Consider the following 26,966-nt stretch of genomic DNA (forward strand, 5'->3'; position numbering starts at 1 on the left):
GTGCGGCCATGGATATCGTACTGCCAGCGAATCCCGTTCAGTTCGGTCACGCGGTTATGCATGACGTGGGAAGCGGCATGGCGATCCAGCGGGTTACCTGCACCGTCCCAGCGCCAGTGTTCATTACCAGGCTGCGCGCCTTCCTGGGACAACAAACGACCAGCGTTATCGTAGTGCCATAATGTCTGGCTGAACGGATTATCGTCGCGCTCTTCACGGATCAGGTTGTTGCCGTAATCGAAGTCGCGTCGGCGGGACCAGACGCGCGGTGCAGGTCGCTGGGCTTCCCCCCTGAAAACGTCACGGCGGCGCAGTCTGCCAAGACGATCGTATTCACTGCGCGTGGTCAGACCGCCCTGCGTGCGGCTGAGTTCCCGATGCAATGTGTCACGGGTAAACTCGGTCACCGGCAGGTTGTCGAGTGCGATGCTCAGTAAATGACCGCTACCGTAGTAAAGCTGCTTCAGGTTGCGGCCATCCGGCAGGGTTAGGGCTGTGCAATTACCCAGCGCATCGTACTCCCAGGCCAGTGTGCCCTGCTCCCCCTGTTCACTCACGATGCGGCCCAGCGCATCATAGGTAAACGTAATCTCCTGCTCAGCCTGCTGGCTCCACTCGGTGTCAGACAGTGGCAGATGCTGTGACACTTTACTTAGCTGACCACCACCACGGTAGTGATAGCGCGTCTGACCTTCCGGTGTCGTGCGCGCCAGCAGTTGTCCGGCTCGACTCCAGTGATAGCGATGGGTAATCGCCTGAGGATGCCCGGCGGCAAAAGTGCGTGCTAACGTGCGGCCCGCAGCATCATACTCATAACGCGTGGCCACGCCGTCCAGTCCAGTCTGGGCCAGCAGCAGTGAATCTGCGCCCCATTCGAACTGATACTGCTCGCCGTTCTCGTTTTGCAGCGCCGTTAACCGGCTACGGCTGTCCCAGCTGCGTTGAACCGTCTCACCCTGGGCATTGCGGTTCGCGATTAAGCGCCCGACGTTGTCATAGCGGAATTCACTGCGTTTGCCATCCGCTGACTCATGGGCCAGCGGCAGGCCGTTGTCACTCCAGCGCAACCGCTCTTCCCAGCCCTCTGCCCGCTCCAGCAAAACAGGACGGCCTGCTGCATCATAGTGATAACGGGTTTCTTCACCATCCGGCGCCGTCACACAACTGAGCCAGCCCAGCGGATGATAGCGGTAGCGCGTCGTCAGCCCTGAGCAGTCTGTTTCACGGATGACCTGGCCTGCATCGTTGAACTCCCGACGATAGCTGTTGCCTGCCGCATCGATTTCTTCGATAACCAGCCCAAACTCATCCCGCTTATAAACGGTACTTTGCCCGAGCGCATCGACCACACGCTCAAGGCCATGATGGGGATCGTAATAGTATTTCGTTGTGGAGCCGTCTGCGCCTGCAACGACCGTTGGCAGAGAACGGTGGGACAGCCATTGCACTGCCTGCACACCGCCGTCCGCATCTTTCTCTTCAACACGGTTACCAAGATCGTCATAGGTGAAGCTCACCGCATTGCCCAGCGGATCGATGCGGCGCGTCATGAGTTCGTTTTCATTCCACTCATAACGCCACTTCTCGCCCCGTTCATCAATGAAACAGGTGATAAGGCCCGCAGCATTCCAGTGGTGTTCGCGCTGTTGACCGTCATAGGTCGACACCCGCGTAATGCCTGCTTCCAGATCGTAGTGCATATGGCAGCCATCACCGGTATTGGTGCGGTTCTCGACCACACGCCAGTGATCCAGTTTCTGCCAGCGATATTCACTTTCCAGTCCGCCTGGCAGCTGATGCCAGATCATTAACCCATCGTCGTTATAACGGAAACGGCGCGAGGTAATGCCAGCCGCATCGGTGACGCTGGCAAGCTGGCCCTGTTCTGTATAATCCCAGTGCGCTAGCGGCCAGTGCTGTTCACCATCAAAGTGACTGGCGGAGGTCGGGCGCTGAGGGTGCTGGTTGTTGCCGTAATGCAGTGTGACGTCGATGGCCAGCGGTGCATCATGAATACGCACAAGACGCGCCTGCTCATCCCAGCCCATCTCCAGCGCGTTACCGTATTCGTCGCTCAGCGAAGCCAGACGCAGTACCTGAGGATTCGCCGCTGTAGGTTTATAGAGCCGCCAAACCGCACCATCATCATCGGCAATAGCGATATCGCCCATTTCATTACGGCGCACCATCAGTCCTTCACTGATGCTGTAAAGCACCTCTTTATCCCCCGGCACCGCAAAGCGCAGCTCGCGCCCGTTGTCATCAAACCAGGTTGCCTGTGCGCCATCCAGCACTAAATAGCTGTCGAACACCGTTGCCCAGCCCAGACCAAATAATCCGCTGCGCTGCGTCAGGCTGTTGTAACTACGTTGGAAACTGAGCGGAAAACGGCCAGGAAGGGAGAAATCACGTTCGGCATCATCATTGAGGACTTTGACGCCAGTCGAGGCATGAACCGGAAACAGCGACGAAAAGGCCGCATTAATCGCCATATCGGCCATCATCCCCCCGGCCGCACCGGCGAGTGCACAGGGCATGTTTTTCAGAATCTGACTGGGTCGACCGCGGATCAGGGACAGGCCGATCATCGCTAAAGCCAGCCCTGGTACTTTACCGCTTTTGATCTCTCTTACCGTCACGGTTTCACCGCCAATGATGACATTGGGTGAAACGTCGTCACTTACCGTGGCTTCACAGGTGGTTTTGTCTTTGGCGCGAACGGCTGGCTGCCCGTTAATAAAAACCTGCTTAGAACCCTGGGCCAGATATTGCGGCGCGCCGTGTTTTTCGCAGACAACTTTGTCCTGCTCCAGCGGAGACGTTCCGGCATCGGCAGACGCAACCGTAGGCTGCCACATCGCACTGCCAAACTGGCTGGCTGCAGCGAGCAACATGCCGCCGTAATCGGCAAAGCTTTTGGGTGACTGCGGTTCCGGCGGTGGAGTTTCTCCAGATACGAGCATGCCCGCCGCACGTGCCGCGAGAAGACCGTTCACCAGAACATTTTCTGATCCGCTGGCAATCACACCAGCGGGCGAAGGAGGGAACAGCATGTTTCCCAGCCCATCGGCTACTTTAGTGATGTCCTCTGAGAGGCCAACGGCATTGGCCAGTACGCCGCCCAGAATACCACTGAGCAGGCAGCTGGAACCAATAGCGGCCACACCGGCCGCGGCCATCCCTGCACCTAACAGGGGCGCGGCGGCGGTTGCCGCCGCGCCCACCGCCGCACCGATCACGGCGTAGGCTGCGCCCTCAGCGACAATACTGGTGATATCAGCAAAAATGCTGGAGTGAATGATCTCATCGCCCACGCGGGCCGCATGGTTATCCATAGCTTATGCTTTCCGTGGATTGTTCAGACTCAGACTGTGTTTAAAACTCTTCCAGCGCTCTCCATCTTCTTCATTGAAAGGACGCATCGCGGAAAGGGTAAAAATCATGAAAATGTTGCTGTCAGGAACCTGAGTAGCCAACTGCCGCTGCCACACAGCTTGTCCATTGCGTTCGAAGGCGGTTTCAACTTCCAGCGCCTGTAGCGCGCTATCAATCCCAGCCATAACCCGTACAAACGCTGTTTGCTGAATAGCGCCCATCTGACTGCGTAATGTATCCCATTGACGCTGGAACTCCGTCTCCGCATCGCTACCTTCAGGAATGACACCACGACTCACAACGAATGCCAGCCCACTGGCCTCATCCCGCAAAATATTCATGGTGGTGTCCTGCCACGCAGCAGGAAACAGCGCAAATGCGCCTTCATTGAACTGATAATTCATAGGGTGTCCGTTTATTGATTGGGTGTGGCTGACGTATTCAGGCTTCGATATGTGCCATCGGCATCATCGGCGTTAGTAAGTATTTGAGTGTTGTCACGCGCCACTTTAATGTCGAAAAGACGAGGAGAGATATCCGGATCGCCGCCACAACTGACGTCATGGTTGTCTTCGCGAACCGTAATGATAAAGAAACTTTTATCACTGCTGTCGTCAACATCATACCTGAGACATTGATCGCTGAGTGTTGTCAGGTGATAACTATGAATGGCTTCTGTTGCCGCGCTGACAGCCTGGTCTGCGCTGATGTCATGCAGCCTGGCACTCATAGTGGTATTCAACATGATATGGCTGACCTTTTGCTGGTCAATTTCGAACATCAACTGTTTCTCACCCAGCTTGTAGATAAGCCAGTGTTGATTATCGCTGTCACTTTCTTTGCCTGGGCCATAGGCTTGCCGGACCTGTTCCACGCTATCGCCCACCACAATATTGCGAGCCGTCGGCACGCTGGCAGCGTCCACAAGAATCTCCGCCAGAATGGTATGGCTGGCGTTTCCCACCGCCGTTGCGCTGAACAACGCAAAGCCGTCATAGCTGTGTTGGAAATAGTTGTATCGCTGTTCATCAATGACCATTTCTCCGGCCACAACCGAGCTCAAGGCTTTGCCCGCACGGACGAAGCTCTGATTGTTCCATGCGTCACCAGGGGTGAAAGCGTAGTCGTTGAGCAGAACGGAAAAATCACCCTCGTTTAAAGCGGGAGCTACGGTTTCTGCAGTGGATTCAGCCCTGGCAATGCACGATACCAACATAAGGACAGCCATAAACAAAAAGCTGCCGAAAAGACGATTTATGAACATGATGTTTTTATCAGGGTAAAGGCAGAAGAGTATCAAATGAAAGTGGTGTTGGCATCATTTTGCCATCAATATTTTTCAAGAGTTACTACTACAAATTATTCTTTACGCTATGATTTTCGCTTCTCATCTTTAAAATTCAATTATGCCTGGTATATTAATAAAGACAGACTTCTATATAATGCATCATTGCCATTTCCCCTTCTGAGCAACTAAAACCTTTCCCGCTTTAATCACTTTCAATGTCAATGAGTTAAAGTTGATAAGATATTGAAAATCTGCATTTGTAAAAATCATCCCTACGACTTTTCTCTGCTGTTCCGAATTAATGGTTTTCCCTGAAAGGATAATTTGGTTTTCATCATTATTTCTGAAGTCGATGTACTTAACCCTGTCGCAAACACTGAAAAATTCCCCGCAGCGGTTTAACAGAACAACGGTAAAGCCTGGTGTAGAAAACGTCTTCATTTGCGCTTCTGCATAACTGCTATTTACTTTGATCAAAGTATATTTCAGAGGCGCATATACAACGTCTTCCGAAGCGCTTTCATTCAACAACCATGCAACTGTATTACCTTCACGAATCAGATTCGCACTTCCTTTTCCTCTACCTAAACATGTGTTAAAAAAGACCTTGGCCTGATTACCTTTTGCTGTGCCAGTGATATTTTTATTTCCATCTTCAGGACAATCTATTTTCTTCCCATTTCTTGTAATATAGCAATAAGTTCCAACAACTTGGTTACCATTTTGTTCCAGTTTAAGTGTTAACGTTGAGTACAATGTGCCGTCATTATTTTTCTCCTGTCCGCCCCATTGCCCCGAAAAAAACGCCGTAGCAGGCAGATGACATGAATACAACGTTAAAAAAAGACAGGCTGCAAAAATTGCCTTCATGATATCTTACTAACACTAACCCGATAAATAAGGAGTAATTTAATAATTCTCATTATGCAGACTCAGGACTTTACAAATGAAATATTCAATAAAAATAAACGAAGTATATTTATATTACTGCGGCGCGATGCCTTTGTGGGCTTGAGTCAACCTGTCTTTCTCGCTCTATTCTTTAACTTCATTAACGCCTCGACTTAGATACATTAAACAATAGTAGCCTTCTTATTCTGTATAAGCATAACGTCTGTCACCTGGGACAACAAAAACACCTTTAAGAGAGCACGTTTTATTAGGGGAAAGAATAAGACGGCAGTCGCACAACATCATTGGCTTTGAAATCATTATCAGCATGGTTGAAATTATACTTTTCTTTTAGGCTATACTATCGAGGTTTGCACAAAACCAGCAACTGAAAAGACATTAGGAAGTGACAGAAGAATCATAATATTAAAACCATCATAATCTTCTTTATTTCAACGTTCGTTTATCAACGTAACCATTTTTTATGGGTAAGCTTAATTTTAAATATTCAGACCGAATTAGCATTCTGGCACATCTCTTTCAACAATTATTGAATTACCCTTGAAAAATAGCCTACCTCATGTATTTTTCATTACGTCACTGACTAAGCATCATGCATATAAGGGTGATCCAAAGTGCTATACCTGCAGGCAAATTTTGTCCACCCAATATAAAAAGATTCAGTTGATACGCTAATATATATGCTTATCAGTTACTCCACTTACCGTCCTGACTTAAGACAACTTTATTATTAACTATGACAGTTAAGTTATTGATTGGCTTATTGAGAATGTAAGTTGTGTCGTGATTTTTAAATTTATAACTTAAGGCAGGACAAACGTCTTTACTGCACTCACTTCTCACCGCCTTACCCTTTAAGGTCATAACGGCACCATCAGATTTTCTTACACCTGTGTATTCAACATCGTTACAATTGGGGTTAGCAGAAGAACAGAGGAAAGAAATTGTTATTTTGAACTTATCCGTTTCGAAAGTCTCATTATGGTTTTCAGATCCTTCTTTCATTTGAGCATGAGCATTAAATTTCAACTCCTTAAATCTTTTCGCCCATTGCTCTATATCTGGTTGTATACTTTTTTCATTCGACGCATCGCTTACATAACTAATATAATTATCGTCTGGTTGCACCCAAGCGGCATAAACTTTTCCATCTGGTTGAATAACAAACGCCGAAGCCTGCTCAAGGTATAAGTCTTTAGGCCACCCCTCAACAAAAAGTCCGCCATCGCGGGTAAGATGTGGAGCGCCGAAAACATCAAAATTTCCGCTAAAAGTATCATAGTTTGATTTAAGCAAAGATTTCAACTTTGCCACTATATCGTTATTTTCAAAAACCCCTGACACTTTATTAATATCATTATAACTTTTCAAATCAATTGCTGCGCTAGCGATGTTTGCAAAGCATAAAGAAATTAACATTAAAAATGTGAAGCATAAAAATTTAACTTTATATTTCATCTTCATTCACCTGAAAATTTAAGGAACTCTGCGGCTTCTTTAGTGTATCGCTTGGTCAGACCGCCCGAATAATAATCCCACCAGTTATGAGCGACACCATTTTTTACAGTAGTTGTTGAACCATATATCGCTTTGTCATAATTCAAACGTGCACTTAAAAGATCATTCTGGAAATCAGAAGGACTCATCTTTTCAATATAGTTTATACTGTCATTAGTCAGAGTTGAGGATTTCACGATTTTTCCTGTACTCATTGAATTCAGTATTGCCTGAGAACCACCAACACCTCTCATGTGAGCCAAAGACATAACAGCAGCCTGTTTACTGGGATCGGTAAAATTGAGCGCTCCCGCCTTTCTGGCTGACTCGTTCATATATTTTGAGACAATGTTGAACTCTTGTTCACTCCCCTGACCATAAGTCTTTCTCGCTGCCGCGATATCATCATAAGCAGGACCGAAACCTTTTCGGAATCCATACATCTCTGGTATGCCGCCTTGTTCACCTGTAGCGCCTTCTGACTTCATAATTGAACGAACAATCTTGTCATCAAGTTTATTGGACTGTGATGACTGTGCTTTCTGAGCAACGGGCGCTGATTGATTTTTGACCCGTCCGCCCCCTCCAGAGGATTTTTGATGATTACTTTTAGGTGCCGCCGGGGCCGCCTGCCCCTTTTGCTTTGGGGGAAAAAGACTCTCCACAGCCTGAGTAATATTGCCTTTATGGCCAGGCCCAGGAGCCCCCGTGCCTGGCTTCGCACCCGATGTATTTAAATTAAGTTTTCCGCCAGATGTGGTGATGTGACCATCACCGCTCACAAACAGATTAAAACCCTTACCGACAATATTAATATGACCATTAGCATTAAGTTCAATCGCGCTTTCGCCGCATTCAAGGCGTAACCTGGTCCCTGACCCAAGAACGTAGGTTTCAACAACGTTGTCGATTTTTCCTTGTCCGGTTAAACGCTCTTCACCACCTTTAACGCCATGTACGCGGTTGGTTTCAACCCGATAGAGTTCATTTCCGCCTGCATAATGGCTGTGATTATTGGCAACGGAATGGCTGGCATCATTTTTAACATGCGTATCCATATTCTTCTGCGCCTGGATCCACAAATGCTCCTCACCCGCCTTATCCTCAAAGCGCAATGCGTTAGCGGTATCCGCCGTACCGTCTTTCGAACGGCTCAGAAAGCCCATCTGTGTGGCGGCAGCGGGCAGTGCCCACGGCGGCATACTGGCCTCATTGTAAACCCGGCCGATAATCAATGGACGGTCGGGATCGCCGTTGATGAAATCCACCACCACTTCATCGTTGACGCGCGGGATCTGCACCCCGCCAAACCCCTGGCCTGCCCAGGCGCTCGACACGCGCACCCAGCATGAACTCGTGTCGTCACCCTTCGCCAGACGGTCCCAGTGAAACTTCACCTTCACCCGGCCGTATTTGTCCGTCCAGATGCTCTCGCCCTTCGGCCCCACCACCCTGGCCGTCTGCGGGCCGTGCGTCTTCGGCCACGGTGTTTCCGGGCGCGCACGGAAGGTCACCGCGGCAGGCAGCACCGTGAAGTCGATGTTGTGGCGCGTGGCACCCACGTCGCCGCTGGCGTAGCTGTTCTCTTCAAAGTCATAGTACGCCGACGTCACCAGGTATTTGCCGTTGTCGCTGAAGTGCGGCGCGTTCAGCAGCGCAAAGGTGTAGCCCGGCGCGATACCCGTCGCCGTTCCGCTTCCGCTCACCTCGTGGTGCTCTGCCTGCCACACCTCCTGGCGGACGCGCGCGTAGTATTCGCCGTGACCGTGCTCGACAAAGTGGCCAGGCCAGTCGTACACGTCCACTGAGCCCGGCGTCGGCGACACCGGATTCTGGCGCGCCTGCAGCATCCACGCGTTTGGCTTGCGGAAGTCGTAGTCGTCGGTGCTGTAGATGCCCGGCGTCACGCTCTCCGCCAGCGCCCACTGGCTCACGCCCTCCTCCGTCACGCTGCCGCCCGACGGCGTCACGTGGTACGCGATTGTCTCGTAGCCCGGGAACGGCTGATGCTGGTCCGGCGCGTCGCACAGCACCAGCGTGTGTTTGTCCGCCTCGTGGCGGAAGAAGTAGTAAATGCCCTCCAGCTCCATCAGCCGGCTGATGAAGTCGAAGCTGCTCTCCTGATACTGCACGCAGTATTCCCACACCCGGTAGCTGCCCGCCAGGCGCGTCTCCACGTTTACCGCATACTCCTTCAGCAGCGTCTGCACAATCTGCGGCACCGTCTGGCTCTGGAAGATGCGCAGGTTGCGGTCGCGCTTCATCGGCCACAGGTCCGGCTCCACCGTCAGCCCGTAGACCGCATAGCGCACACCGCCCAGCTCCTCGCTGCGTACCCCAATCCGGGTTATTTTGCCGTTGATATAGCGCGGGTTCAGCGCGCTCATCAGGCCGTCCGTCGGCAGCGTGAAGGTGACCGGTTTACCCAGCAGCGACTGGCGGTCAATGCGCGCGTCCGTGGAAAGCAGCTCCGCTTCCAGCACGAACGCTTCAGACAGCGCCTCGCGGCCGCTCAGACGACGGAACAGCAGTCCCTGCGCGGGAAGTTGTACAGTAATACGTGAAAACATAGACATACCTGTTAAATATGAGGATCAAGTAACCAGACGCCTTCCTGATTAATCGTCAACGTCTGTTCGCGTTCGCCGCTTTGACCTGTCACTGAAAACGTGTAATTGCCTGGTGCCAGTTGCAGTGCGGCAAAACCATTGGCTGCCGGTACAACCGCCTGCGGCTGGCCGTTCACCTCAACGCGCTCGCCGGGCTGTAATTTGATATACACCTGCGCGACGGGCGCAGGTGGCGGTGCCACCGGCTCCTGCGCTTTTTCCGGTTGGGCCTGGGCAGTCTGCGTTTGTGCTGGCGCCGTCTGGGTTTGAGCCGGTGTAACAGAGGGCTCCGTCGGTGCCTGCGATGCGGAGGAAGCTGCCGGGGCCGTTTCCGTCTGCGCAACGTCAGCCGGTTCAGCGTCCTGTTTGTCGCCGCCCGCCATCAGTAAACCTGCACACACGCCCACCAGCACGCCCGCCGCGACCAGGCCCGGTAACGCAAAGCGGTTACGCATCAGTTTCTTCAGCGGTGTGGCCGGTGCAGCGGCCTCGTCGTTTTCTTCTACCGGCACCAGCATCGTGCCCGGCCCGGTGTTTTTCACTTCCGGCAGCGGTTCGGGCGCTTTTTCTGGCAGCACCAGGGAGGCCGCAAAGGCGTCAATGCTTTGCGGACGATCTTCCGGTTTCAGGGCCAGCGCACGATCGACTGCCGCCAGCAAGGTCTGGCTGTAGCCGGCCGGCGCACGCTGAACCAGCGGTTGATAATTATCTTCAATACTGCGTACCACGCTCACCGGCGGCGGTGCGCCAGTGATTAGCGTGTGCAGTACGGCACCCAGCGCATAGATATCGGTCCACGCGCCCTGTTCACTTTCATCGTTGTCGCTGTATTGCTCAATCGGCGCATAACCCGGACGCAGCATGGTTTCGCTTTCATCCGAAAGGTTACCGATGGTTTTGCGCGCGGAGCCGAAATCCAGTAGCACCGGATCGCCGTTACTCTGAATCTGGATGTTATCCAGCGAGATATCCCGATGCAGATAACCCGCATCATGGATGGTCTTAATCGCACCCAGCAGGGGCGGCAGCAGGCGACGAATCCAGTTCTCATCGATCAGCTGCGGATTGCGCTCACGCAGGGCTGACAGTGTGGTCCCGCTGTAAAACACCGTGCCCATGTAGGCGGTGTCGTTTTGCACCCAAAAGCGCAGTACATGCAGCAGATTAGGATGGTTAAAACGCGCCAGCAGACGGGCTTCCTGAATAAAACTGTTCAGGCCGGCATGGAACGTCTTGCTGAACCGTTCACTGCGCAGTACCAGATTCAGATCGTCGCTGCGCACAGCCAGTGAGGACGGCATAAACTCCTTGATGGCGATATCGCGTTCCAGCTGGTGATCCCACGCGCGATAGACGATGCCAAAGCCACCGCCGCCGATGACTTCCTTGATTTCAAACTCATTGAACCGGTAACCAATCGGTAGCGCATTGGGTACAGTCTGGTGATTATCGTGTTCCGACATATTCGAACGCTCTCTGATAACGAACGGCTTTAGACAGCAAACTGGCAAACAAACTCGCCCTGCTCACAGCTGACCTGCACACGACGATAACGTTCGTCACGGGCATGGGCGCTGAGCAGTATCTGGCTCATTTGCGGCAACAGGGTATTGGTCAGGATGGCGTCGACCATGCGACCGCCAGACTCCACTTCCGTACAACGCTGCACGATCTGGCTGACCACCGAATCGTCAATAACGGCCTCAATACCGTGATTCTCTTCCAGCCGACGGACAATGCGTCCCAGCTGAAGTTTAACAATCTCCGCCAGCATCTCATCACTCAGCGGATAATACGGTACCACCAGCAGACGGCCCAACAGCGCAGGCGGGAAAACCTCCAGCAACGGTTTACGTAACGCGGTGCTGAGAGCCTCTGGCTCCGGCATCAGTTCCGGATCGGCGCACAGAGCGCTGATCAGTTCTGTACCGACGTTGGAGGTCAGAATAATGATGGTATTACGGAAATCGATGTGACGGCCTTCCCCGTCTTCCATCCAGCCCTTATCAAACACCTGGAAGAACAACTCATGCACGTCAGGATGGGCTTTTTCAATCTCATCCAGCAGTACCACGCTGTAAGGGCGACGGCGGACGGCTTCCGTCAGTACGCCCCCTTCCCCGTAACCGACGTAGCCCGGAGGCGCACCTTTCAGGGTTGATACGGTGTGCGCTTCCTGGAACTCGCTCATGTTGATGGTGATTATGTTTTGTTCACCACCGTAAAGCGACTCAGCCAGCGCCAGCGCGGTTTCGGTTTTGCCCACGCCCGACGGGCCGCAGAGCATAAACACACCGACCGGTTTGTTGGGATTATCCAGACGGGCGCGCGAGGTGCGGACGCGTTTGGCAATCAGATCCAGACCGTGGCGCTGACCAATCACGCGCTGGTTCAGCGTATCGGCCAGATTCAGCACAGCGTCGATTTCGTTCTTCACCATGCGGCCCAGTGGGATACCGGTCCAGTCAGATACCACCGCTGCGACCACACTGGCATCCACGGCGGCAAACAGCAGGGGCGCTTCACCCTGTACCGCCTGCAGCTTCTGCCGGGTGTGATCCAGCGCCTCACGCAGCGAGGCTTCTCCTTCCGTCACGCAGCGGGCACGGAGTGCAATCAACTCTTCGACCAGTTCGCGCTCCTGCTGCCAGCGGGCGTCCAGCGCATCACGCTCGGCCTCCAGTGCGCTGCGTTGCGCAGCAATGGCGGCCTGACGGGTTTTATCGCCCAGCCCGACTTTCGCTTCGCGTTCCGCAATGTCTGCTTCAATGTCCAGCGCCGCCAGGCGGTGCAGACAATCTTCCAGCGCAGGCGGCTGAGCGCCCTGGCTGACGGCCACGCGGGCGCAGGCGGTATCCAGTAACGCCACGGCTTTATCCGGCAACTGACGGGCAGGAATGTAGCGGTGAGACAGCTTTACGGCGGCGCTGACGGCTTCATCCAGGAGCAGTACCTGGTGATGTTTCTCCAGAGCACTGACGGTGCTGCGCAGCATCAGGATCGCTTTCGCTTCATCCGGCTCCTGCACCTGCACGGTCTGGAAACGGCGGGTTAACGCGGGATCTTTCTCAATGTATTTTTTGTATTCGGCCCAGGTGGTTGCGCCAATCGTGCGCAGCTGGCCACGGGCCAGGGCGGGTTTTAACAGGTTGGCGGCATCGCCTGTGCCCTGTTGTCCACCCGCGCCTACCAGTGTATGAATTTCATCAATAAACAGCACAATCGGCGTGGGACTGGATTGCACCTCGTTGATCAACGCCTGTAAGCGCGCTTCAAATTCGCCTTTCATGCCCGCACCAGCCTGTAGCATACCGATATCCAGCAGCCACAGCTGTACGTCGCGCAGCGGTGCAGGTACGTCACCGGCCGCGATGCGCAGCGCCAGCCCTTCTACCACCGCCGTTTTTCCCACGCCGGCTTCACCGGTGAGTAACGGGTTGTTCTGGCGGCGGCGCATCAGAATATCCACCATCTGGCGGATCTCTTCATCACGGCCTGCGACCGGATCGATTTTTCCGTCCCGTGCGCGGGCCGTCAGATCCTGTGCATACTGCGACAGCGTACTGGTGCCCGCTGCCGCTGGCGCGGCGGCCTCACCGGCAGGCGGCACAACAGCCTGCTGAACCTCCTTGCTGTTCGCCAGCAAGGTATCAAACTGCGCCAGTAACGCATCTGCATTGATGCGCGAAAACTGCGGCGAGATGCCTTTCAGCACGCTGGCCAGATTAAAGGTTTTCAACATCCCGATGAGAAGATGCCCGCCGCGAATGCGGTTCGCGCCATATTTCAGCGACGCATAAACCCAGGCGCGTTCAACGGCGCTGTCGATGTGTTCTGCGAGATCGGAGACCGCACTGGCGCCGCGCGGCAGGCGGTCCAGGGCAGCGACGATATCCCGCGTCAGCGCGTTTTCATCCAGTGAAAAGTGCTTAATCACCTGCTGAAGATCGCCATCCTGCTGCTGCATGAGCTGATGCAGCCAGTGCACCAGCTCCACGTAGGGGTTGCCACGCAGTTTGCAGAAGGCGGTCGCACTCTCAAGCGAGGTAAATAACAGCGTATCCAGTTTGCCAAATAGTACGGCACGGCTGATTTCTGACATATCGGTTCTCTTTAATGAAAGAAGCGGCTAAATATCGGGGAAAGCGGTTGCGCCGTTACGGCATGGCCTCAACCTCAAAAGCAAAATCTTCACGATCTATGGGCTGCGGTTGCTGTCCAAGCCAACTGGTATAGCCCAGCCGCGCCTCACCGCCCAGGGTTACCCCTTTCACGGCGTCGGCCGCCAGGATCAGGCTGAGATCCCACTGCATCTCAATCCCTAAATAGTGACGTACCCAGTCGCGCACTTCGCACGCGCCCTGAGCATTGGGTAAAAAACGTTCATACTGCTCGGCACTGAGTGGCCCGATGCGCAGGCGGAAGCGATGCTGCACATCACGCACGGCTACGCCAAGGAAAGCGGACTCACCCAGCCGCGGCATGTGGCGTCCTGCTGACAACCGCGCCTGATCGCGGCTGTCCAGCGCTAACCATTGCGGCACGTTCTGCTGCAACATCACCGGCACACCAAAGTAATGACGCAGAATCCGCACCAGGCCTTCGGCATCATGACCGTGACGGCTGAGGTGGCCGGACAGCATCAGGCGCGCATGCAGGCTGAGCGAACTGGCTTGTTGCTGAGCCGGTAAGCCAATGCCTGCCACGCAGGCCAGGTAATCCTGAAAGCGTCGGTCATCACGGCGATCCAGCGAGCTGGTGGGCTGAGCATTCGCCCAGGCCCGGTAAAACAGCAAGGTGGCGCGATGGTGGAACAGATCGGCAAAGGCGCTCAGGCTGTGATCCTGATGGTGATCGATGCGGCCACGAACGTATTCCGTTAAGTGCGTCGGTAACGGGCCGTTAGGGCCGAACAAGCCAAAGCTGTAGATGGCCACGTCATAACGGTCGTCCTGCTCGCGCGGTTTAACCTGTGACACGGTGGACGGTGCAAAGGCCAGCGAAGGGGTTTGTCCGATGCGCACGGCTTCAAATTTTGGCAGCGGCGCTTTACCTAAGGCATAACGCTGACCGCTCTGGGCATCCAGCTTACGCAACAGCTGAAACAGGTCATAGCGCCAGGGGGCGGCCATGACCGCCTGCCAGAAGTCATCAGACAGGCGAACGGCCCGCTGTAAGGGAATGATGTGCGCCGTTTCACTCATAGCAGCGCCTTTTTACCCATGCGCGGTGGCCAGTAGCCCACTTCGCCGCGCTGCTGGCTGCTCAGGGTGAATTCGGTAAAGCTGTTCAGCGCCACGAGGCGAGAGAAGACGCGCTCCAGTACGCTGCCAAACAGCCACGGACTGGCACCTGAAAAAGCCTGTTCATCGACTTCCAGCGCGATGCTCACGCCGCGCGCAAAGACCACCGGGCCCGGTTCCGGTACGCGACGGTGCACGGCTTTCAGGTTGCAGTGCCGTATGCCGTCGATCTGGCGCGTTAGCGGCGTTTCCGCCAGGCTCGCATACAGACTCAACATCTGGCGCAAGGCCGCCGCGCCTTCCCCCTCACTGCTGTCCATCAGGCTGAGATAGTTCATCTGCAGATGACTGATTAACCGCCAGGCTGACAGCCCTTCTGCCAGCGCGGGACGTGGCGGCGTGGGCCCTTTGCATAAGGTAAGCTGCCCGACCGGAATTGAGTCGGGCATGACAAAGTTGCCCTGCTCCTGCTGTAACAGCATTAACGGCAGATCGCGGCTGGTACACATCACCTCGGCAGACAGGTAACGGATATCGCTGTTCCACGGCGTGTGGTTTTGATCGACCAACGACAAAAATACTTCAGAGCCGATATAGCCTGTGCGGGTGCCATAGCGCAGTGCATGTTCGGACAGTGTGCGCTGTTCGCGACGCAGCGAGAAATAGGCGCCGTAATCGCCGCCATCGTGGCTGAAGGTGCTCCAGAAGGGACGGAAAATCTGCTCTTCACGCTGCCCTTCCACCGAGGCAAACAGCCGCTTCACCGAATGAATTTCATAGTCCAGTGGGCGGATGTTATCGACCACCAGATGATATTCATGCTGGCTGTCACTGACTTTGAGTCGCTCAGCCGTTTTCGGGAACAGGTTGATCACCGGCGTGCAGTGCAGCGCCAGGTGCGTATTGTCGACCACGCTTTCCAGCGCGGCATCGGCTTTATCCAGCAGGATAACGATGTCAAAAGACTGCGTGTTGTCGCAGCGGCGCAAAAACGGCGCGAGCTGGCGCAGGCTGACAAACTGGAAACGTGCCGGGAAAGCGAAATATTCCTGTAGCAGACGATAGCCATCGAAATTACGCAGGTCATCCGGCAGCAGCGCCTGATCCGGCGAAAAGCCTTCCTGCTCCAGCGCATCGTCTGGCAGCGACTGGCGCTGCGGTTTCGCTTCCACAGACTGCAAAATAATGCCGCTACGATGCTGCATCAGCAGCTCCATCAGCTTGAGCGCCTGAATATCCGGGCCGCTGAGGAAAAACATAATGTCGTCCAGACTGAGCTGGCTCAGCGAGGAAATGCCTTCGCAGGTCATACGGATGCGCAGTGCACTGGACGCCCCGGACGATCCGCGTGCCTTCAGTTCTCCCAGCGGAATATCCGCCGGTACGCCCCCCAGGGAGACATCGCTGATGCGCAGCGGCTGCAGCATCACATCATGTGCCGTGCTGTAGCTACAGGTGACACCGGTTTTTTTCAGGTTCTGGCTTTCCATCATCGTGCCGCGCGGCACTAAAAAACCATTGCTGATATCACCTTTCCGGCTGTCCGGCGTCAGTTGCGCGATGGCCATGGACGGCGTGGGAGACAGATAGCCGGGCGCCACCATTTCCAGCATGCGCTGCGAAAAGCGCGGAAACTCCGCATCCATCTTTAGCTGCACACGGGAGGTCAGGAAAGCAAAACCTTCCATCAGCCGCTCGACATAGGGATCGGCAACGTCAATGCCGCGCATCCCGAGCCGTCCGGCGACTTTCGGATACTGCGCAGCAAATTCCGCGCCCATCTCACGCAGATAGGCCAGTTCACGGTTGTAATAATCGAGCAGCTTGCTGTCCATGATTAACCTGCATCCTGTAGTTCAAAATGGCCGCTCTCTAAATCCACCTGAGTGCGGAACAGAAACTCCAGCGGGTAAGGTACGCACCATAACCGGCCTTTAATCTCGATCGACAAAACGTTGTGCAGGCTGAGGGAGGTCAGATCGCTGACACAGCGCACCTGCAGGCCCTGCGGTATAATACGCGGTTCGAAATGCAGGATGGCATCGGTCATTTTCCGCTGCATATCCTGCCACTCAATGTCAGAAATATTCTGTCCGGCCAGCGGCGCGACGCCAAAGTTCAGCACAGAGCGCTGTACCTCATTCAACCCGCTAAGATCGTGCTGTGCTTCGTTGTTAATGGTGTTGAACAGCCACTGAAGATCGCGCAGTACATTGCGTCGCAGCGTGCTGTGGGTAATCACCGAACTGTTGCCCGATTCTGTCGCTTTCTCGGGTGCATCATCCGTCAGTCTGTCCAGCAGCGATGACTGAAGCTTATCGCGCGCGGTCAGCGTGTCGCGATTTTTACGCGAACGATAGCCGCCATGCAGCTGTGAATAGCCGTCACCGGATGAATTGTCGTTACGACTCATGAGGTAACTCAGTTTCGTTGAAAATCATCTGTTGCAGCGTCAGTAAGGGAAAGTCTGCCTCGTCACTGAGCCACATTTTTTGTCCGTGCCCAATGAACTGCCCTTCGTCACCGTCCAGTGCCTGCCATTCTGTGATACTGGCACGCAGGAAGCGTTCGTCCGCGCCTTCCTGAAGAGGATAACGAACCGGGATCTGACAGATTTGCTCACTGCCATCCACCAGTTGCAAACGCGTATGACGCCAGACCAGATCCGTCACGCTTGCTGGTGCCTGGAATTCCATTTCCGCGATCGCCGCAAACGGGATCCAGTAATAGCGACCATTAGCAATCGCTTCACAGATCGGTCCGAAGCGACTGTCGCCGTCCATCAGCCAGGCGAACGGGCTTTCGCCCTCCTGCGCAACGGCACGACCGGCACTCGCTTCTGCGCTGTCCAGCGCCTGAGCACGCAGTGTCGCCCCTGCTACGCTATCCCCGGCGGTATCGGCTTTCAACGCGGCCAGCATCAGATTGCACCAGGGCCAGGCACTGCCAGGCAGTTGTGGATCGGCCTCGCCGCGCAGGACAGCCTCACGTAATACTTCGCCCGCAATTGCCTGTTGCAGCAAGGTAACGGTGGGCTGCGCCTGCGGCAGCATCGCCAGCCAGGATTTCAGTTGTGTCTGTGCCCGCTTCCAGTTACCGGCAAGGCACAACAGCTGGACGAAGGCAGCCCGTAAATCGGCATCCGCAGGGTTTGCCTGGATTTGCGCGGTAATGCTGGCCAGGTTTTCTGCCAGAGAGGCGTTAGCCAGACGCTGTTGTAAAGAATCCATTCAAACTCCTTATGCCTTAGTTGATGGTGCGATAGACGGCGGCGGCCGGATCTTTCAGTTCCGGATGGAGTTTTTCCACCAACTGCACTTTGATTGAGGCAGGGCTGCTCAGCCAGGGTGACCAGGTTTTCCGCACTTCCTGCAGGCGCGCCCGCAGGGCATTTTCATCTGCGGCTTCGCTGGCAGGCATCGCCACAACGACCTGATTCACCGCCTGCCAGCCGTTGAGTTGTGGGCTGAACGGCAGCACCAGCCAGCTGTCTGGCGATTTTTCATCGCTCAGCACCATGCGCTCGCTGTTGACCGTGGTAATCGTCAGCTCATCAAGCTGTTGTTTGTCGCTCAGGCCCGCCACCGGGAAACCCTGTAAGAAGCTGACAGAGACGGGTTTGCTCTGGCCCTTGCCCACTTCCGTTAAGGTACTGTGACCGCTCAGCCAGCCATCTTTGCCACAGGTCACGCCCTGCTTAGCGGGCACGAAAACGGCACTTGACTGCGCGGGCTGATGCCACCAGGTCCGGAAATGACAGCCATCCAGCAAACTGAACTGCAGCCATGGCGTGGTATCGGCGGGTGGAGAATTCAGCACGACCGGCGCGGCGGGTTGCGTCTGCGTCACCGCTGCCTGCTGCTGTGCAGTGGCAGCTGAAGCAGGCTGTGAGGTTGCCGGCGGTGTGATAACCACTTTCCACTGCTGCGCTTTTGCCGCACTGCCGTTACCCAGTTGGGCACCTTCGGTATCGGTTAATGTCCAGTGCAGTTGTTGCAGCGGCTTACATTGCGAGCCCATTAATCCGGCGACACGCGGCAGAAAATCATTTAATACTGAAGGATCTTTATCCCCGTGCGTCACAATGCGCAGGTTCACCGTGCTCTTACACCAGCTTGCGAGCTGGTTATCTTTAACATCATCAATCCAGACATCCAGTTTCTGAGTTGGCGACTGCACAATGCGATAGTTCTCAGCAAAGGCATGGGTACTCAACAGCATTGCAGCCAGGCCCACTAATCCATATTTCATGTTGGCGTTCTCAATCTCGAAGAGGGAAAAACTGCGCCGCATCTGACAGCGAGTGCAATAAAGTGGTGTCTTCCGGGGAACCTACCCAGACAGCCATGGCGCTGAAGTTGTCCTGCTGACCACCCTGCGGTTGGCTGTTTTTGATAATTTGTTGCATCAGGGTCAGCCACTCTTCTGGCGTGTTCACCATATGCAACGATTGCTGCATTTGTTCCAGCGTGACGCCATGCCAGAAGCCGTCCGTGCACAGCAGAAAGGCGTCGCCGTCTTCAATAGGCACCACGTCGCTATAGCTGGCATCACGCTGTTCATCGCCCATGCCGAGGGCGAAATAAAGCAGGTTACTGTTGATGCCTTCGGTCTGATGACCGGCATCTTTCATTTGCTGCACCAGGCTGTGATCGGTGGTGACATGATAGAGATAGCCGCGGCGAAACAGATACAGGCGGCTGTCGCCTGCGTGTGCCCAGTAAGCCAGCTCATAGTCTCTGTCGATAAACAAACTCACCAGCGTGGTGCCCATGCGACTGTGCTGACTGTTGGCTTTTTGCTGTTGCCGGATTGCGTCGTTGGCATAATTGACGTAATCGCGGATAGTTTGCGCATCCAGGTGCGCATTGCCATCGAAGGCTTCCATCAGGCTGCTGCGCGCAATTTTCGCTGCCACATCACCGCCAGGAAACCCTGCCACACCATCGCACACCACAAAGCAGGCCGAACGTTCACCGATGCGCTCACCGGTTTGATCCTGATTGGTGGCGCGGTCGCCCTGATTCGACGTGGAAGCAGTAGAGATATTCATGCGTCATCCGTGTGGGTTTGTGAGTCTTTATACTGATTTACTTCCATGTCGTACGCGTGCAAGAAGGCTTCGCCAAACAAGGTATGGAAGTCATCTTCGATTTCACCGGCGGTTTCGCCATAGCGCTGAACAAAATGTTCCCACAGCGCGGCTTTGCGATTACCGAGCAGACCAATGCGTGAGATTGATCCGTTCTGACGCGCCTCTTCTTCCAGCTGATCGGGATTAAACGATTGCAGCATGGAGGCGATAATCGCACGAATACCGGCAATCATACCCAACTGATGGGCCTGCAAATCAATCAGCGCATCGCGTACCGCCTGACGTGGTGGCATAAAGCCTGGCATGCGGCTTCCAAACATCTGCATCAGCACGGTTTTGCCCGAGGGCAACAGTTTAAACGGGTTATTCGCGTCGTCGAGAATCACCGTCATATCCGCCTTCACGCCGCGTTTCAAAATTGAGCGCGACGAGAGCAGCGCAACCGTTCCCTGTGAAAACATGCTCAGCATCTGGCCAAATTGCCGCATCTGCTCACGGTCGAATTGCGGGGTTGGTTGCAGATCCTGCAGACCCATGCCTTCGAGCAGCGCATCCAGCAATTCACCTTTCAACGCATCACCGCTACTGCTGTTTCCTGTCGTCTGCTCTGCCCCACCGTTATTGTTGTGCGAGGCAACCGGATCAATACGCAGTCGTCCTTTTGGCGTCGGCGAAGGTGCACGCTGAACCGCCTGCGGCGTCGGTAACGTAATGCCACCATAATCAATGGGACTCTGCGCCCCTTCAGGCGGCGCAGGCTCCGGCTCGGTTTCGAATACGGGATCGTGAGTGGGCTGCGTTTCAGTGTGATCAAACAGCGGTGAGCTGCTTAACTCGGCCAGCTCAACCGGCGCGCTGTCACGCGGTTCGGGAGCAGGCTCAGGCGTTTGCGGGGCCGGTTTCTGCGGGGCTGGCCGTGCTTCAGGTTGTGTAACCGGCACCTCAGGTTGCGCCAGTGGTACCGCGCCGCTCATCATTAATCCAAGGGGATCGTCATGATGACGTGGGTCGGGCGTATTCTGACTGCCAAACAGATTCAGGGGATCCAGATCGCCCGATGGCGCCTCGACTTTCGGCTGTCCCTGAGCATTTTGCTGGGCTGATAAGGTGCTCGGCGTACGATCATCAAAGATGCTTTCCTGCGCAAAGAGCGCATCGCCTTCATCAAACAGACTGCTGGTTTTAGGCTGTTGCCCGATATCCAGCGGCTTATCGCTGATCAACTGTGCCAGCGGATCTTCCGGATTACGGTTCGCCGCCGTCGAAGTTAACGGATTGGCATCTGGCATATCGGGGGCCGGCGTTTTACGCTTCGACAAATCATCCGAAATGGAAAACTCTTTTGCCAGGCTGTCCCAGATTTCACTCGGAATGGCCGCCGTGCTTGCTGTGGCAGTTACTGGTGCAGCGACCGGTGGCGCATCGTTCATGACCGGCGCTTTAGCTGGTGCAGCCATCACGACAGGCGACGGCTGTGGTTGCTGTTCACCGTTAAGATCGTTAACCAGCAGGCGGTAGTCATCAATACCCAGCACGTCGCCGTCCTGCAATTCCACCTGGCGTCCCCGCTCCAGTGGGATATCGTTTAACAGCACGCGCGTCACGTTACCGCGATTCGTCAGGCGGCATTCACCTTCAGCAGTGATATGCACAATCGCCTGCAGGCGGGAAATCGTGCGATCGTCGTCGGGCAGTACCAGATTGTTATCCACGCCACGACCAATTGTGCCGCCGGGAGGAAGAAAATCGAAACTGGTTTGCGGCGGTTGATGGCCGGGTTTAGCGGTTATTATCGTAAAGCGCATCACGGATTCCTGCGGTTAGCTGTTCGACATCTATATCGCGCGTCTCTCGGGGAGAAAGGCGGGATATAGAGGCTTAGTGGATGATAAGAAAAGATAAACGCAAACCTCGCGTTGCGGATATCCACCCTGTAAAAATTCATGGCAGGGCATCTCTGATAATGCTTTAGCACGTGCCTCATTGAGCCAGGCAACGCAGTCGTGAGTCAATCCGATATGCGCATTGCTGCTCTATCTACGGGTGCGCCTGTAACTATCACTGCTTGTCCCAGCATTAAGAATTGCGAAACCATTAAAATAAAAATTTAACTTAAAAAAGCGAATACCAACTAAAGCTCCCCGCCAAAATAAATGGCATTAATAATGTCAGCATACTAAATTACATAAACATAACAGGCCAATTACGAACGAGCTCATCGAAAAACTGCAAGAGTGCCTCTGTAAAATTTTTAATACGAGCTAAAACGTCCAACACTGCCTTGCCAAAAAGAGGTGCATACATTTACGTTCCATTTTTAAGCATTAATAAGGTCAGATCTTTTAAAAAGACATCACTTATCCTATGCTATATTCACTTGACGACAGCTGAAAATAAAAATGCACCCCAGAGGAATTGATTGTTATAATATAATTAATGATAAGGTATCATTTTTAACTTTTTAATTCTTTGTTCATTGTGCTCATACATGCAGATATTGATATAAGAAAGACTCGCGTCACTACCTTTATCCGCTGCAAAAGAGGCAAGTTCACAATCATTTTCTCTGTACTTTAACCATGCCCGTTGTGCTTCAGTTAACGTGCTTATGTACTTATTAAGCTCCTCATCATTGCCTTTATAAAGCTCCTGAACCCTTGATTTAGCCGCTTTATATTCTTTATTCAACATCACTTCTGTTTCAGATTTATTCTTTTCTGCACAGGAGTAAACCTCTTGATCATTATTTCCTTGTGAGCAATCACTTAAAGCATAAACCGGATTAAGCACTTGCATACCAACTACGAACAAAGTAGAAAGCAATATCTTTTTCATGTAACCTCTTATTTATCGTCTACTTCTGAGATAACGAGCACGATGACGACCCTTTTCAAACTTTTGGAGATATGCTGAGCTATCAATAAAATCTGCCAATTTATCGATGTCATTATGCATAGCCGCCTGCATATTTATCGTCGAACCTGCACCTTGATAAACTAAATCCACAATAATATCTTTAATTGCAGGCTTCAGCTTATCCCAATCCGTTCTTTCGTGATGACTGGCAGTTTTAGATAGATAGGAAGATTTAGCACGACTTACATAGATTGGGTAAATGATCTCAAAGAGTCTTGCCTGCGACTCACGTGATATGATGCCGCATTCATCCCTGTGTTTTTTAACCCAGGCATGTGCCGCACTTCCTTTTTTTGTAGAGCCTAAAGAAAGACGCCTTGCCTGCTCTTGCTCAACCCCCACCATCAAAAGATCAGAATAAATTTCACCTGAACTTCTTCCGCCCATGTCGTAACCTCTTCCGATGGTTACACCTGAGTTATATCCTGGCCAATGTATATGCCTACTGAAATAAGGACTATGAATGTTGTCATTACCTTCGGCATCAAATGTAATTTGTCCCGCATTAACGGTAAGACGGCCAGAATTAACATTTGGATCATCGACTTTCCCAGGTGGTAAAATTTTACCGGTACTATTACCTGAGCGAGAGAGTGCACTCCATGTCTTTCCATGAACATCAACCAAACCATCTGGCCGTGACATAAAACGTGATTGGTAACTTTTGATAGCTTCGATAGTTTTTGGCCCAATTCTGCCGTCATCACGAAGCTGGGGAAAACCATTATTTTGTAAAAGCCGTTGTACCGTTTTTACATCGCCGTAATTATTACGGCCACCTATACCAACTGACCCTGTAATACTCATTTACTATCTCCACCCAATGAATCTGATCCAGAGAAATCCTTGTAAATTGGCTGGGAGCCTAACGCATAAAAAGAAAAAACCACTTAGCGAGAAACGCCTCCCGATAAGGAGGCGTTTTTTCTTACGCTTCTTTATTCTCTTTGATGTTCCAGCCCGCGCTGGTTTCTGCACCTTTACCACCAGAAGAGCTCTGCTCCCAGTACTGCTGTTTCACTTTCGCAGCCTGGAATGCATAAGTTACGCCCAGGGTGTCATCGTGCTCTGAACCCACGAACTGAACGTTGGTTACCAGCACATCTTCCAGGGTAATTCGGGTGTATTCGATTTGCGTGCCGCCCGCTTTACAAACTGACACTTCAACCTTAGAAACGTGCTTACCGCTGGCACAGTTTTTCAGCAATGCAGTTACCGCTTTGTCGATTTTGGCATTAATGTGCAGGTCGTTGAAGTTAACTTTACCAGCACCGCCACCGCCGCCCACGCTCATATTACCCGGCTGATTAGCGCCCCAGGAGAAAGAGGTAATATCAATCCAGCCGGTATGGTTAGAATCTTTAGATTCACCCGTAATGCCGTCTACCTTCAAATACATATCAATAGCCATAATATTTACTCTTCGTTATGGAAAAAGTTGTCGCTTTCGAAAAAGCATCTATATGGCAAAGAGAAAAGCATGGGGCTGAATAAAACAGTCCATATTTTACTTTTGCCTCGACTTCGGGAGTGCTACAGGCTTCCCGAAGGGTCCCACTACAATAAACTGCCACAGCAGGAGATTTTTTTTGCCGTATCGGTATGTCAAATGAATGCTGACGCACACAAGGCATCCGTCGTATATACGCTAAATTTAATTATGTCGTTCATTCTGTTGCAGGCTGATGACTTAACCCCTATCCATTCTCACAGCGATAACAGAACAGTTAAGCTAATTATTTATCTGGCCGACCTGGAACAGCAAAATATCTGATTGGGCAGCCTGCCATTATACCTTTATAGCCCGCTCGAAACCCGTAGACCTTCTACCGGAGCCAGTATTTTCAGAAAAGGTTTATTTTACGGGAAACAGAATTTTGGAAGTGAAAAAAGTCATGCTTAATCGTCTGAAAAGCACGCCACCTGGACGTGCTTTACATTGCAAAAAAATTTAATTCTCGTTCGACTTCAGCGAAGGGAGCTTCGATACCAGACGCAGCGACACTGTTAATCCTTCCAGCTGATAATGCGGGCGCAGGAAGAATTTCGCTGCATAGTAGCCAGGGTTGTCTTCCTGCTCTTCCACATTCACCTCCGCCGCAGCTAGTGGCTTGCGTGATTTGGTTTCCTGTGAAGAGTTAGCCGGGTCACCATCGACATAGTTCATTATCCAGTCATTCAGCCAGCGTTCCATATCGTCACGCTCACGGAATGAACCAATCTTGTCGCGCACAATGCACTTCAGGTAGTGAGCGAAACGGCAGCAGGCGAACAGGTACGGCAAACGGGCAGCCAGACGAGCATTCGCGGTGGCGTCCGCATCGTGGTATTCCGCCGGTTTTTGCAGCGACTGTGCGCCAATAAACGCGGCGAAGTCAGAGTTTTTACGGTGGACCAGCGGCATAAAGCCATTTTTCGCCAGTTCGGCTTCACGACGATCGCTGATGGCGATCTCGGTCGGGCACTTCATGTCCACGCCGCCGTCATCGCTGGGGAACGTATGGCAGGGCAGGTTTTCCACTGCGCCACCTGATTCCACGCCACGGATGGAGGTACACCAGCCGTACTCTTTAAATGAACGGTTGATGTTGGCCGCCATCGCATAAGCCGCGTTGGTCCAGCTGTAGTTGCTGTGATCCGAGCCATCGGTCTGCTCTTCAAAATCGAAGCTGTCAACCGGATTGGTACGAATGCCGTAAGGCAGACGAGACAGGAAGCGCGGCATTACCAGGCCCAGGTAACGCGCATCTTCCGATTCGCGCAGGCTGCGCCAGGCAGCATATTCGGTATTCTGGAAGATTTTGGTCAGATCGCGTGGATTCGCCAGCTCCTGCCAGGATTCCATCTGCATAACGCCTGGCGCGGTACCGGTGATAAACGGGCAGTGCGCGGCCGCACCGATGCGGGCCATCTCGCCCAGCAGCTCAACGTCCTGCGGGCTGTGGTCGAAGTAGTAATCGCCGACCAGGCAACCGAACGGCTCGCCACCGAACTGGCCGTATTCCTGTTCATAGATTTTCTTAAACAGCGGACTTTGATCCCAGCCCACGCCTTTATAGCGCTTGAGCGTGCGGCCCAGCTCCTGTTTAGAGATGCTCATGAAACGAATCTTCAGCATCTCATCGGTTTCCGTGTTATTCACCAGATAGCTCAGACCGCGCCAGGCGCTTTCCAGCTTCTGAAACTCTTCATGGTGAATAATCTGATTGACCTGCTGAGACAGCTTTTCATCAATCTCAGCAATCAGTGCCTGAATGGTGCGGTAAGCATCGCTGGAAACGGTCACCGTATTTTCCAGCGCCTGCTGTGCCAGCGTTTTCACCGCGCTTTCTACCGCTTCGCGCGCCTGATCACTCTTTGGACGAAACTCTTTGTTCAGTAAGGCACTAAACTCGTCCTGACTAAAACTGGCATCGCCCTGTGACTGGGGTTGTTGAGAAGTCTGATTCATTATTGCTCCTCCTTCCCTTCTGCGGCATCCGCCTGCTTAGGCACATGCGTCAGCGCCTGCAGCAGGGTCGGATCCTGAAGAATTTTGCCGATAAGCTCTTCAGCGCCATTTTTGCCATCCATATAGGTCAGCAGATTTGAAAGCTGAGTACGTGCTTCCAGCAGGCTGTTAAGTGGTTCGACTTTACGGGCAATGGCATCCGGGGAGAAATCGTCCATGCTTTCAAAAGTCAGGTCAATATTCAGTTTGCCGTCGCCGTTCAGCGTATTGTCGACCTGGAATGCAGCGCGTGGCTTCATGGCTTTCATGCGCTCATCGAAGTTATCGATGTCGATTTCCAGGAATTTGCGGTCGTCAACGCTGGCCTGCGGCTCCAGCGGCTTACCGGCTAAATCGGCCAGTACGCCCATGATGAAGGGCAACTGAATTTTTCGTTCTGCACCATAAACTTCCACGTCATATTCAATCTGAACGCGTGGCGCGCGATTGCGGGCGATAAATTTCTGCCCACTGGACTTCATTGTTGGCATGGTTCTCTCCATAAATAATGCGCGGTTACTGGCTCGCAGGAGGCGCGCAG

Annotated in this window: 20 protein-coding genes; all 20 read right to left on the reverse strand. The window is 53.2% G+C overall.

Features of this window, described 5'->3' with window-relative positions; genetic code table 11:
- Nucleotides 1–3,335, reverse strand: a 3,335-nt coding sequence (locus C7434_RS07795; protein WP_133745321.1) for a DUF6531 domain-containing protein, incomplete at its 3' end; no start/stop codon positions are given.
- A 3-nt stretch (nucleotides 3,336–3,338) separates the two neighbouring features.
- Nucleotides 3,339–3,779 (reverse strand): DcrB-related protein, encoded by a 441-nt coding sequence (locus C7434_RS07800; RefSeq protein WP_033742127.1) that lies wholly within the window; start codon nucleotides 3,777–3,779, stop codon nucleotides 3,339–3,341.
- 11 nt (nucleotides 3,780–3,790) lie between these two features.
- A complete protein-coding gene (locus C7434_RS07805; protein ID WP_226374533.1) occupies nucleotides 3,791–4,591 on the reverse strand; it encodes a hypothetical protein in 801 nt (266 codons plus the stop codon).
- Nucleotides 4,592–4,822: 231 nt separating this feature from the next.
- The gene (locus C7434_RS07810; protein WP_050504997.1) at nucleotides 4,823–5,533 is read right to left on the reverse strand and encodes a hypothetical protein; all 711 of its coding nucleotides are present in this window, start codon (nucleotides 5,531–5,533) and stop codon (nucleotides 4,823–4,825) included.
- A gap of 729 nt (nucleotides 5,534–6,262) precedes the next feature.
- Nucleotides 6,263–7,033, reverse strand: coding sequence for a hypothetical protein (locus tag C7434_RS07815; protein ID WP_133745322.1), 771 nt, complete (start codon nucleotides 7,031–7,033; stop codon nucleotides 6,263–6,265).
- 2 nt (nucleotides 7,034–7,035) lie between these two features.
- Nucleotides 7,036–9,642 (reverse strand): type VI secretion system tip protein TssI/VgrG, encoded by a 2,607-nt coding sequence (gene tssI, locus C7434_RS07820; protein WP_033742138.1) that lies wholly within the window; start codon nucleotides 9,640–9,642, stop codon nucleotides 7,036–7,038.
- Nucleotides 9,643–9,653: 11 nt separating this feature from the next.
- Nucleotides 9,654–11,144, reverse strand: coding sequence for a serine/threonine-protein kinase (locus tag C7434_RS07825; protein WP_033742141.1), 1,491 nt, complete (start codon nucleotides 11,142–11,144; stop codon nucleotides 9,654–9,656).
- Nucleotides 11,145–11,173: 29 nt separating this feature from the next.
- Nucleotides 11,174–13,783, reverse strand: coding sequence for a type VI secretion system ATPase TssH (gene tssH, locus C7434_RS07830; RefSeq protein ID WP_033742143.1), 2,610 nt, complete (start codon nucleotides 13,781–13,783; stop codon nucleotides 11,174–11,176).
- A gap of 55 nt (nucleotides 13,784–13,838) precedes the next feature.
- Nucleotides 13,839–14,885 carry a type VI secretion system baseplate subunit TssG gene (gene tssG, locus C7434_RS07835; protein WP_033742145.1) on the reverse strand — a complete coding sequence of 349 codons (1,047 nt, stop codon included), beginning with the start codon at nucleotides 14,883–14,885 and terminating at the stop codon, nucleotides 13,839–13,841.
- Nucleotides 14,882–16,759 (reverse strand): type VI secretion system baseplate subunit TssF, encoded by a 1,878-nt coding sequence (gene tssF, locus C7434_RS07840; RefSeq protein ID WP_033742148.1) that lies wholly within the window; start codon nucleotides 16,757–16,759, stop codon nucleotides 14,882–14,884. The genes tssG and tssF overlap by 4 nt, the downstream gene beginning before the upstream one ends.
- A gap of 2 nt (nucleotides 16,760–16,761) precedes the next feature.
- Nucleotides 16,762–17,337 carry a type VI secretion system baseplate subunit TssE gene (tssE, locus tag C7434_RS07845; RefSeq protein WP_033742150.1) on the reverse strand — a complete coding sequence of 192 codons (576 nt, stop codon included), beginning with the start codon at nucleotides 17,335–17,337 and terminating at the stop codon, nucleotides 16,762–16,764.
- On the reverse strand, nucleotides 17,327–18,154 hold the full coding sequence (locus C7434_RS07850; protein WP_033742153.1) for a type VI secretion system accessory protein TagJ: 828 nt from the start codon (nucleotides 18,152–18,154) through the stop codon (nucleotides 17,327–17,329). The genes tssE and C7434_RS07850 overlap by 11 nt, the downstream gene beginning before the upstream one ends.
- A gap of 16 nt (nucleotides 18,155–18,170) precedes the next feature.
- Nucleotides 18,171–19,175 (reverse strand): hypothetical protein, encoded by a 1,005-nt coding sequence (locus C7434_RS07855; protein ID WP_033742236.1) that lies wholly within the window; start codon nucleotides 19,173–19,175, stop codon nucleotides 18,171–18,173.
- Nucleotides 19,176–19,185: 10 nt separating this feature from the next.
- Nucleotides 19,186–19,977, reverse strand: a complete 792-nt coding sequence (locus C7434_RS07860; protein WP_039338221.1) for a protein phosphatase 2C domain-containing protein — start codon at nucleotides 19,975–19,977, stop codon at nucleotides 19,186–19,188.
- Nucleotides 19,974–21,824: a type VI secretion system-associated FHA domain protein TagH gene (gene tagH / locus C7434_RS07865; RefSeq protein ID WP_133745324.1), complete on the reverse strand. Its 1,851-nt coding sequence runs from the start codon at nucleotides 21,822–21,824 to the stop codon at nucleotides 19,974–19,976. Before tagH ends, C7434_RS07860 begins: the two co-directional genes overlap by 4 nt.
- Before the next feature lie 628 nt (nucleotides 21,825–22,452).
- Nucleotides 22,453–22,854 carry a lysozyme inhibitor LprI family protein gene (locus C7434_RS07870; protein ID WP_033742155.1) on the reverse strand — a complete coding sequence of 134 codons (402 nt, stop codon included), beginning with the start codon at nucleotides 22,852–22,854 and terminating at the stop codon, nucleotides 22,453–22,455.
- A gap of 12 nt (nucleotides 22,855–22,866) precedes the next feature.
- Complete coding sequence (locus C7434_RS07875; protein ID WP_033742157.1) at nucleotides 22,867–23,742, reverse strand: peptidoglycan-binding protein; 876 nt, start codon at nucleotides 23,740–23,742, stop codon at nucleotides 22,867–22,869.
- A gap of 121 nt (nucleotides 23,743–23,863) precedes the next feature.
- Entirely contained in the window at nucleotides 23,864–24,346 is a 483-nt protein-coding gene (locus tag C7434_RS07880; protein WP_033742159.1) for a type VI secretion system tube protein Hcp, read from the reverse strand.
- 540 nt (nucleotides 24,347–24,886) lie between these two features.
- Nucleotides 24,887–26,386 (reverse strand): type VI secretion system contractile sheath large subunit, encoded by a 1,500-nt coding sequence (gene tssC, locus C7434_RS07885; RefSeq protein WP_033742163.1) that lies wholly within the window; start codon nucleotides 26,384–26,386, stop codon nucleotides 24,887–24,889.
- Nucleotides 26,386–26,916 (reverse strand): type VI secretion system contractile sheath small subunit, encoded by a 531-nt coding sequence (tssB, locus tag C7434_RS07890; protein ID WP_033742165.1) that lies wholly within the window; start codon nucleotides 26,914–26,916, stop codon nucleotides 26,386–26,388. The genes tssC and tssB overlap by 1 nt, the downstream gene beginning before the upstream one ends.
- Nucleotides 26,917–26,966: the final 50 nt, after the last annotated feature.

It is taken from the genome of Pantoea sp. PNA 14-12 (genome assembly GCF_004364735.1).
GTDB classification, from domain to species: domain Bacteria; phylum Pseudomonadota; class Gammaproteobacteria; order Enterobacterales; family Enterobacteriaceae; genus Pantoea; species Pantoea stewartii.

What these genes read in the sequence shown, in the direction of transcription:
- tssH (WP_033742143.1), bottom strand. Translation starts at nt 13,783, where the DNA reads ATGTCAGAAATCAGCCGTGCCGTACTATTTGGCAAACTGGATACGCTG.
- tssI (WP_033742138.1), bottom strand. Translation starts at nt 9,642, where the DNA reads ATGTTTTCACGTATTACTGTACAACTTCCCGCGCAGGGACTGCTGTTC.
- C7434_RS07875 (WP_033742157.1), bottom strand. Translation starts at nt 23,742, where the DNA reads ATGAGTATTACAGGGTCAGTTGGTATAGGTGGCCGTAATAATTACGGC.
- C7434_RS07850 (WP_033742153.1), bottom strand. Translation starts at nt 18,154, where the DNA reads ATGGATTCTTTACAACAGCGTCTGGCTAACGCCTCTCTGGCAGAAAAC.
- C7434_RS07800 (WP_033742127.1), bottom strand. Translation starts at nt 3,779, where the DNA reads ATGAATTATCAGTTCAATGAAGGCGCATTTGCGCTGTTTCCTGCTGCG.
- C7434_RS07880 (WP_033742159.1), bottom strand. Translation starts at nt 24,346, where the DNA reads ATGGCTATTGATATGTATTTGAAGGTAGACGGCATTACGGGTGAATCT.
- tagH (WP_133745324.1), bottom strand. Translation starts at nt 21,824, where the DNA reads ATGCGCTTTACGATAATAACCGCTAAACCCGGCCATCAACCGCCGCAA.
- C7434_RS07810 (WP_050504997.1), bottom strand. Translation starts at nt 5,533, where the DNA reads ATGAAGGCAATTTTTGCAGCCTGTCTTTTTTTAACGTTGTATTCATGT.
- tssF (WP_033742148.1), bottom strand. Translation starts at nt 16,759, where the DNA reads ATGGACAGCAAGCTGCTCGATTATTACAACCGTGAACTGGCCTATCTG.
- C7434_RS07870 (WP_033742155.1), bottom strand. Translation starts at nt 22,854, where the DNA reads ATGAAAAAGATATTGCTTTCTACTTTGTTCGTAGTTGGTATGCAAGTG.
- tssC (WP_033742163.1), bottom strand. Translation starts at nt 26,386, where the DNA reads ATGAATCAGACTTCTCAACAACCCCAGTCACAGGGCGATGCCAGTTTT.
- tssB (WP_033742165.1), bottom strand. Translation starts at nt 26,916, where the DNA reads ATGCCAACAATGAAGTCCAGTGGGCAGAAATTTATCGCCCGCAATCGC.
- tssE (WP_033742150.1), bottom strand. Translation starts at nt 17,337, where the DNA reads ATGAGTCGTAACGACAATTCATCCGGTGACGGCTATTCACAGCTGCAT.
- C7434_RS07860 (WP_039338221.1), bottom strand. Translation starts at nt 19,977, where the DNA reads ATGAATATCTCTACTGCTTCCACGTCGAATCAGGGCGACCGCGCCACC.
- C7434_RS07815 (WP_133745322.1), bottom strand. Translation starts at nt 7,033, where the DNA reads ATGAAATATAAAGTTAAATTTTTATGCTTCACATTTTTAATGTTAATT.
- C7434_RS07805 (WP_226374533.1), bottom strand. Translation starts at nt 4,591, where the DNA reads ATGTTGGTATCGTGCATTGCCAGGGCTGAATCCACTGCAGAAACCGTA.
- tssG (WP_033742145.1), bottom strand. Translation starts at nt 14,885, where the DNA reads ATGAGTGAAACGGCGCACATCATTCCCTTACAGCGGGCCGTTCGCCTG.
- C7434_RS07855 (WP_033742236.1), bottom strand. Translation starts at nt 19,175, where the DNA reads ATGAAATATGGATTAGTGGGCCTGGCTGCAATGCTGTTGAGTACCCAT.
- C7434_RS07825 (WP_033742141.1), bottom strand. Translation starts at nt 11,144, where the DNA reads ATGTCGGAACACGATAATCACCAGACTGTACCCAATGCGCTACCGATT.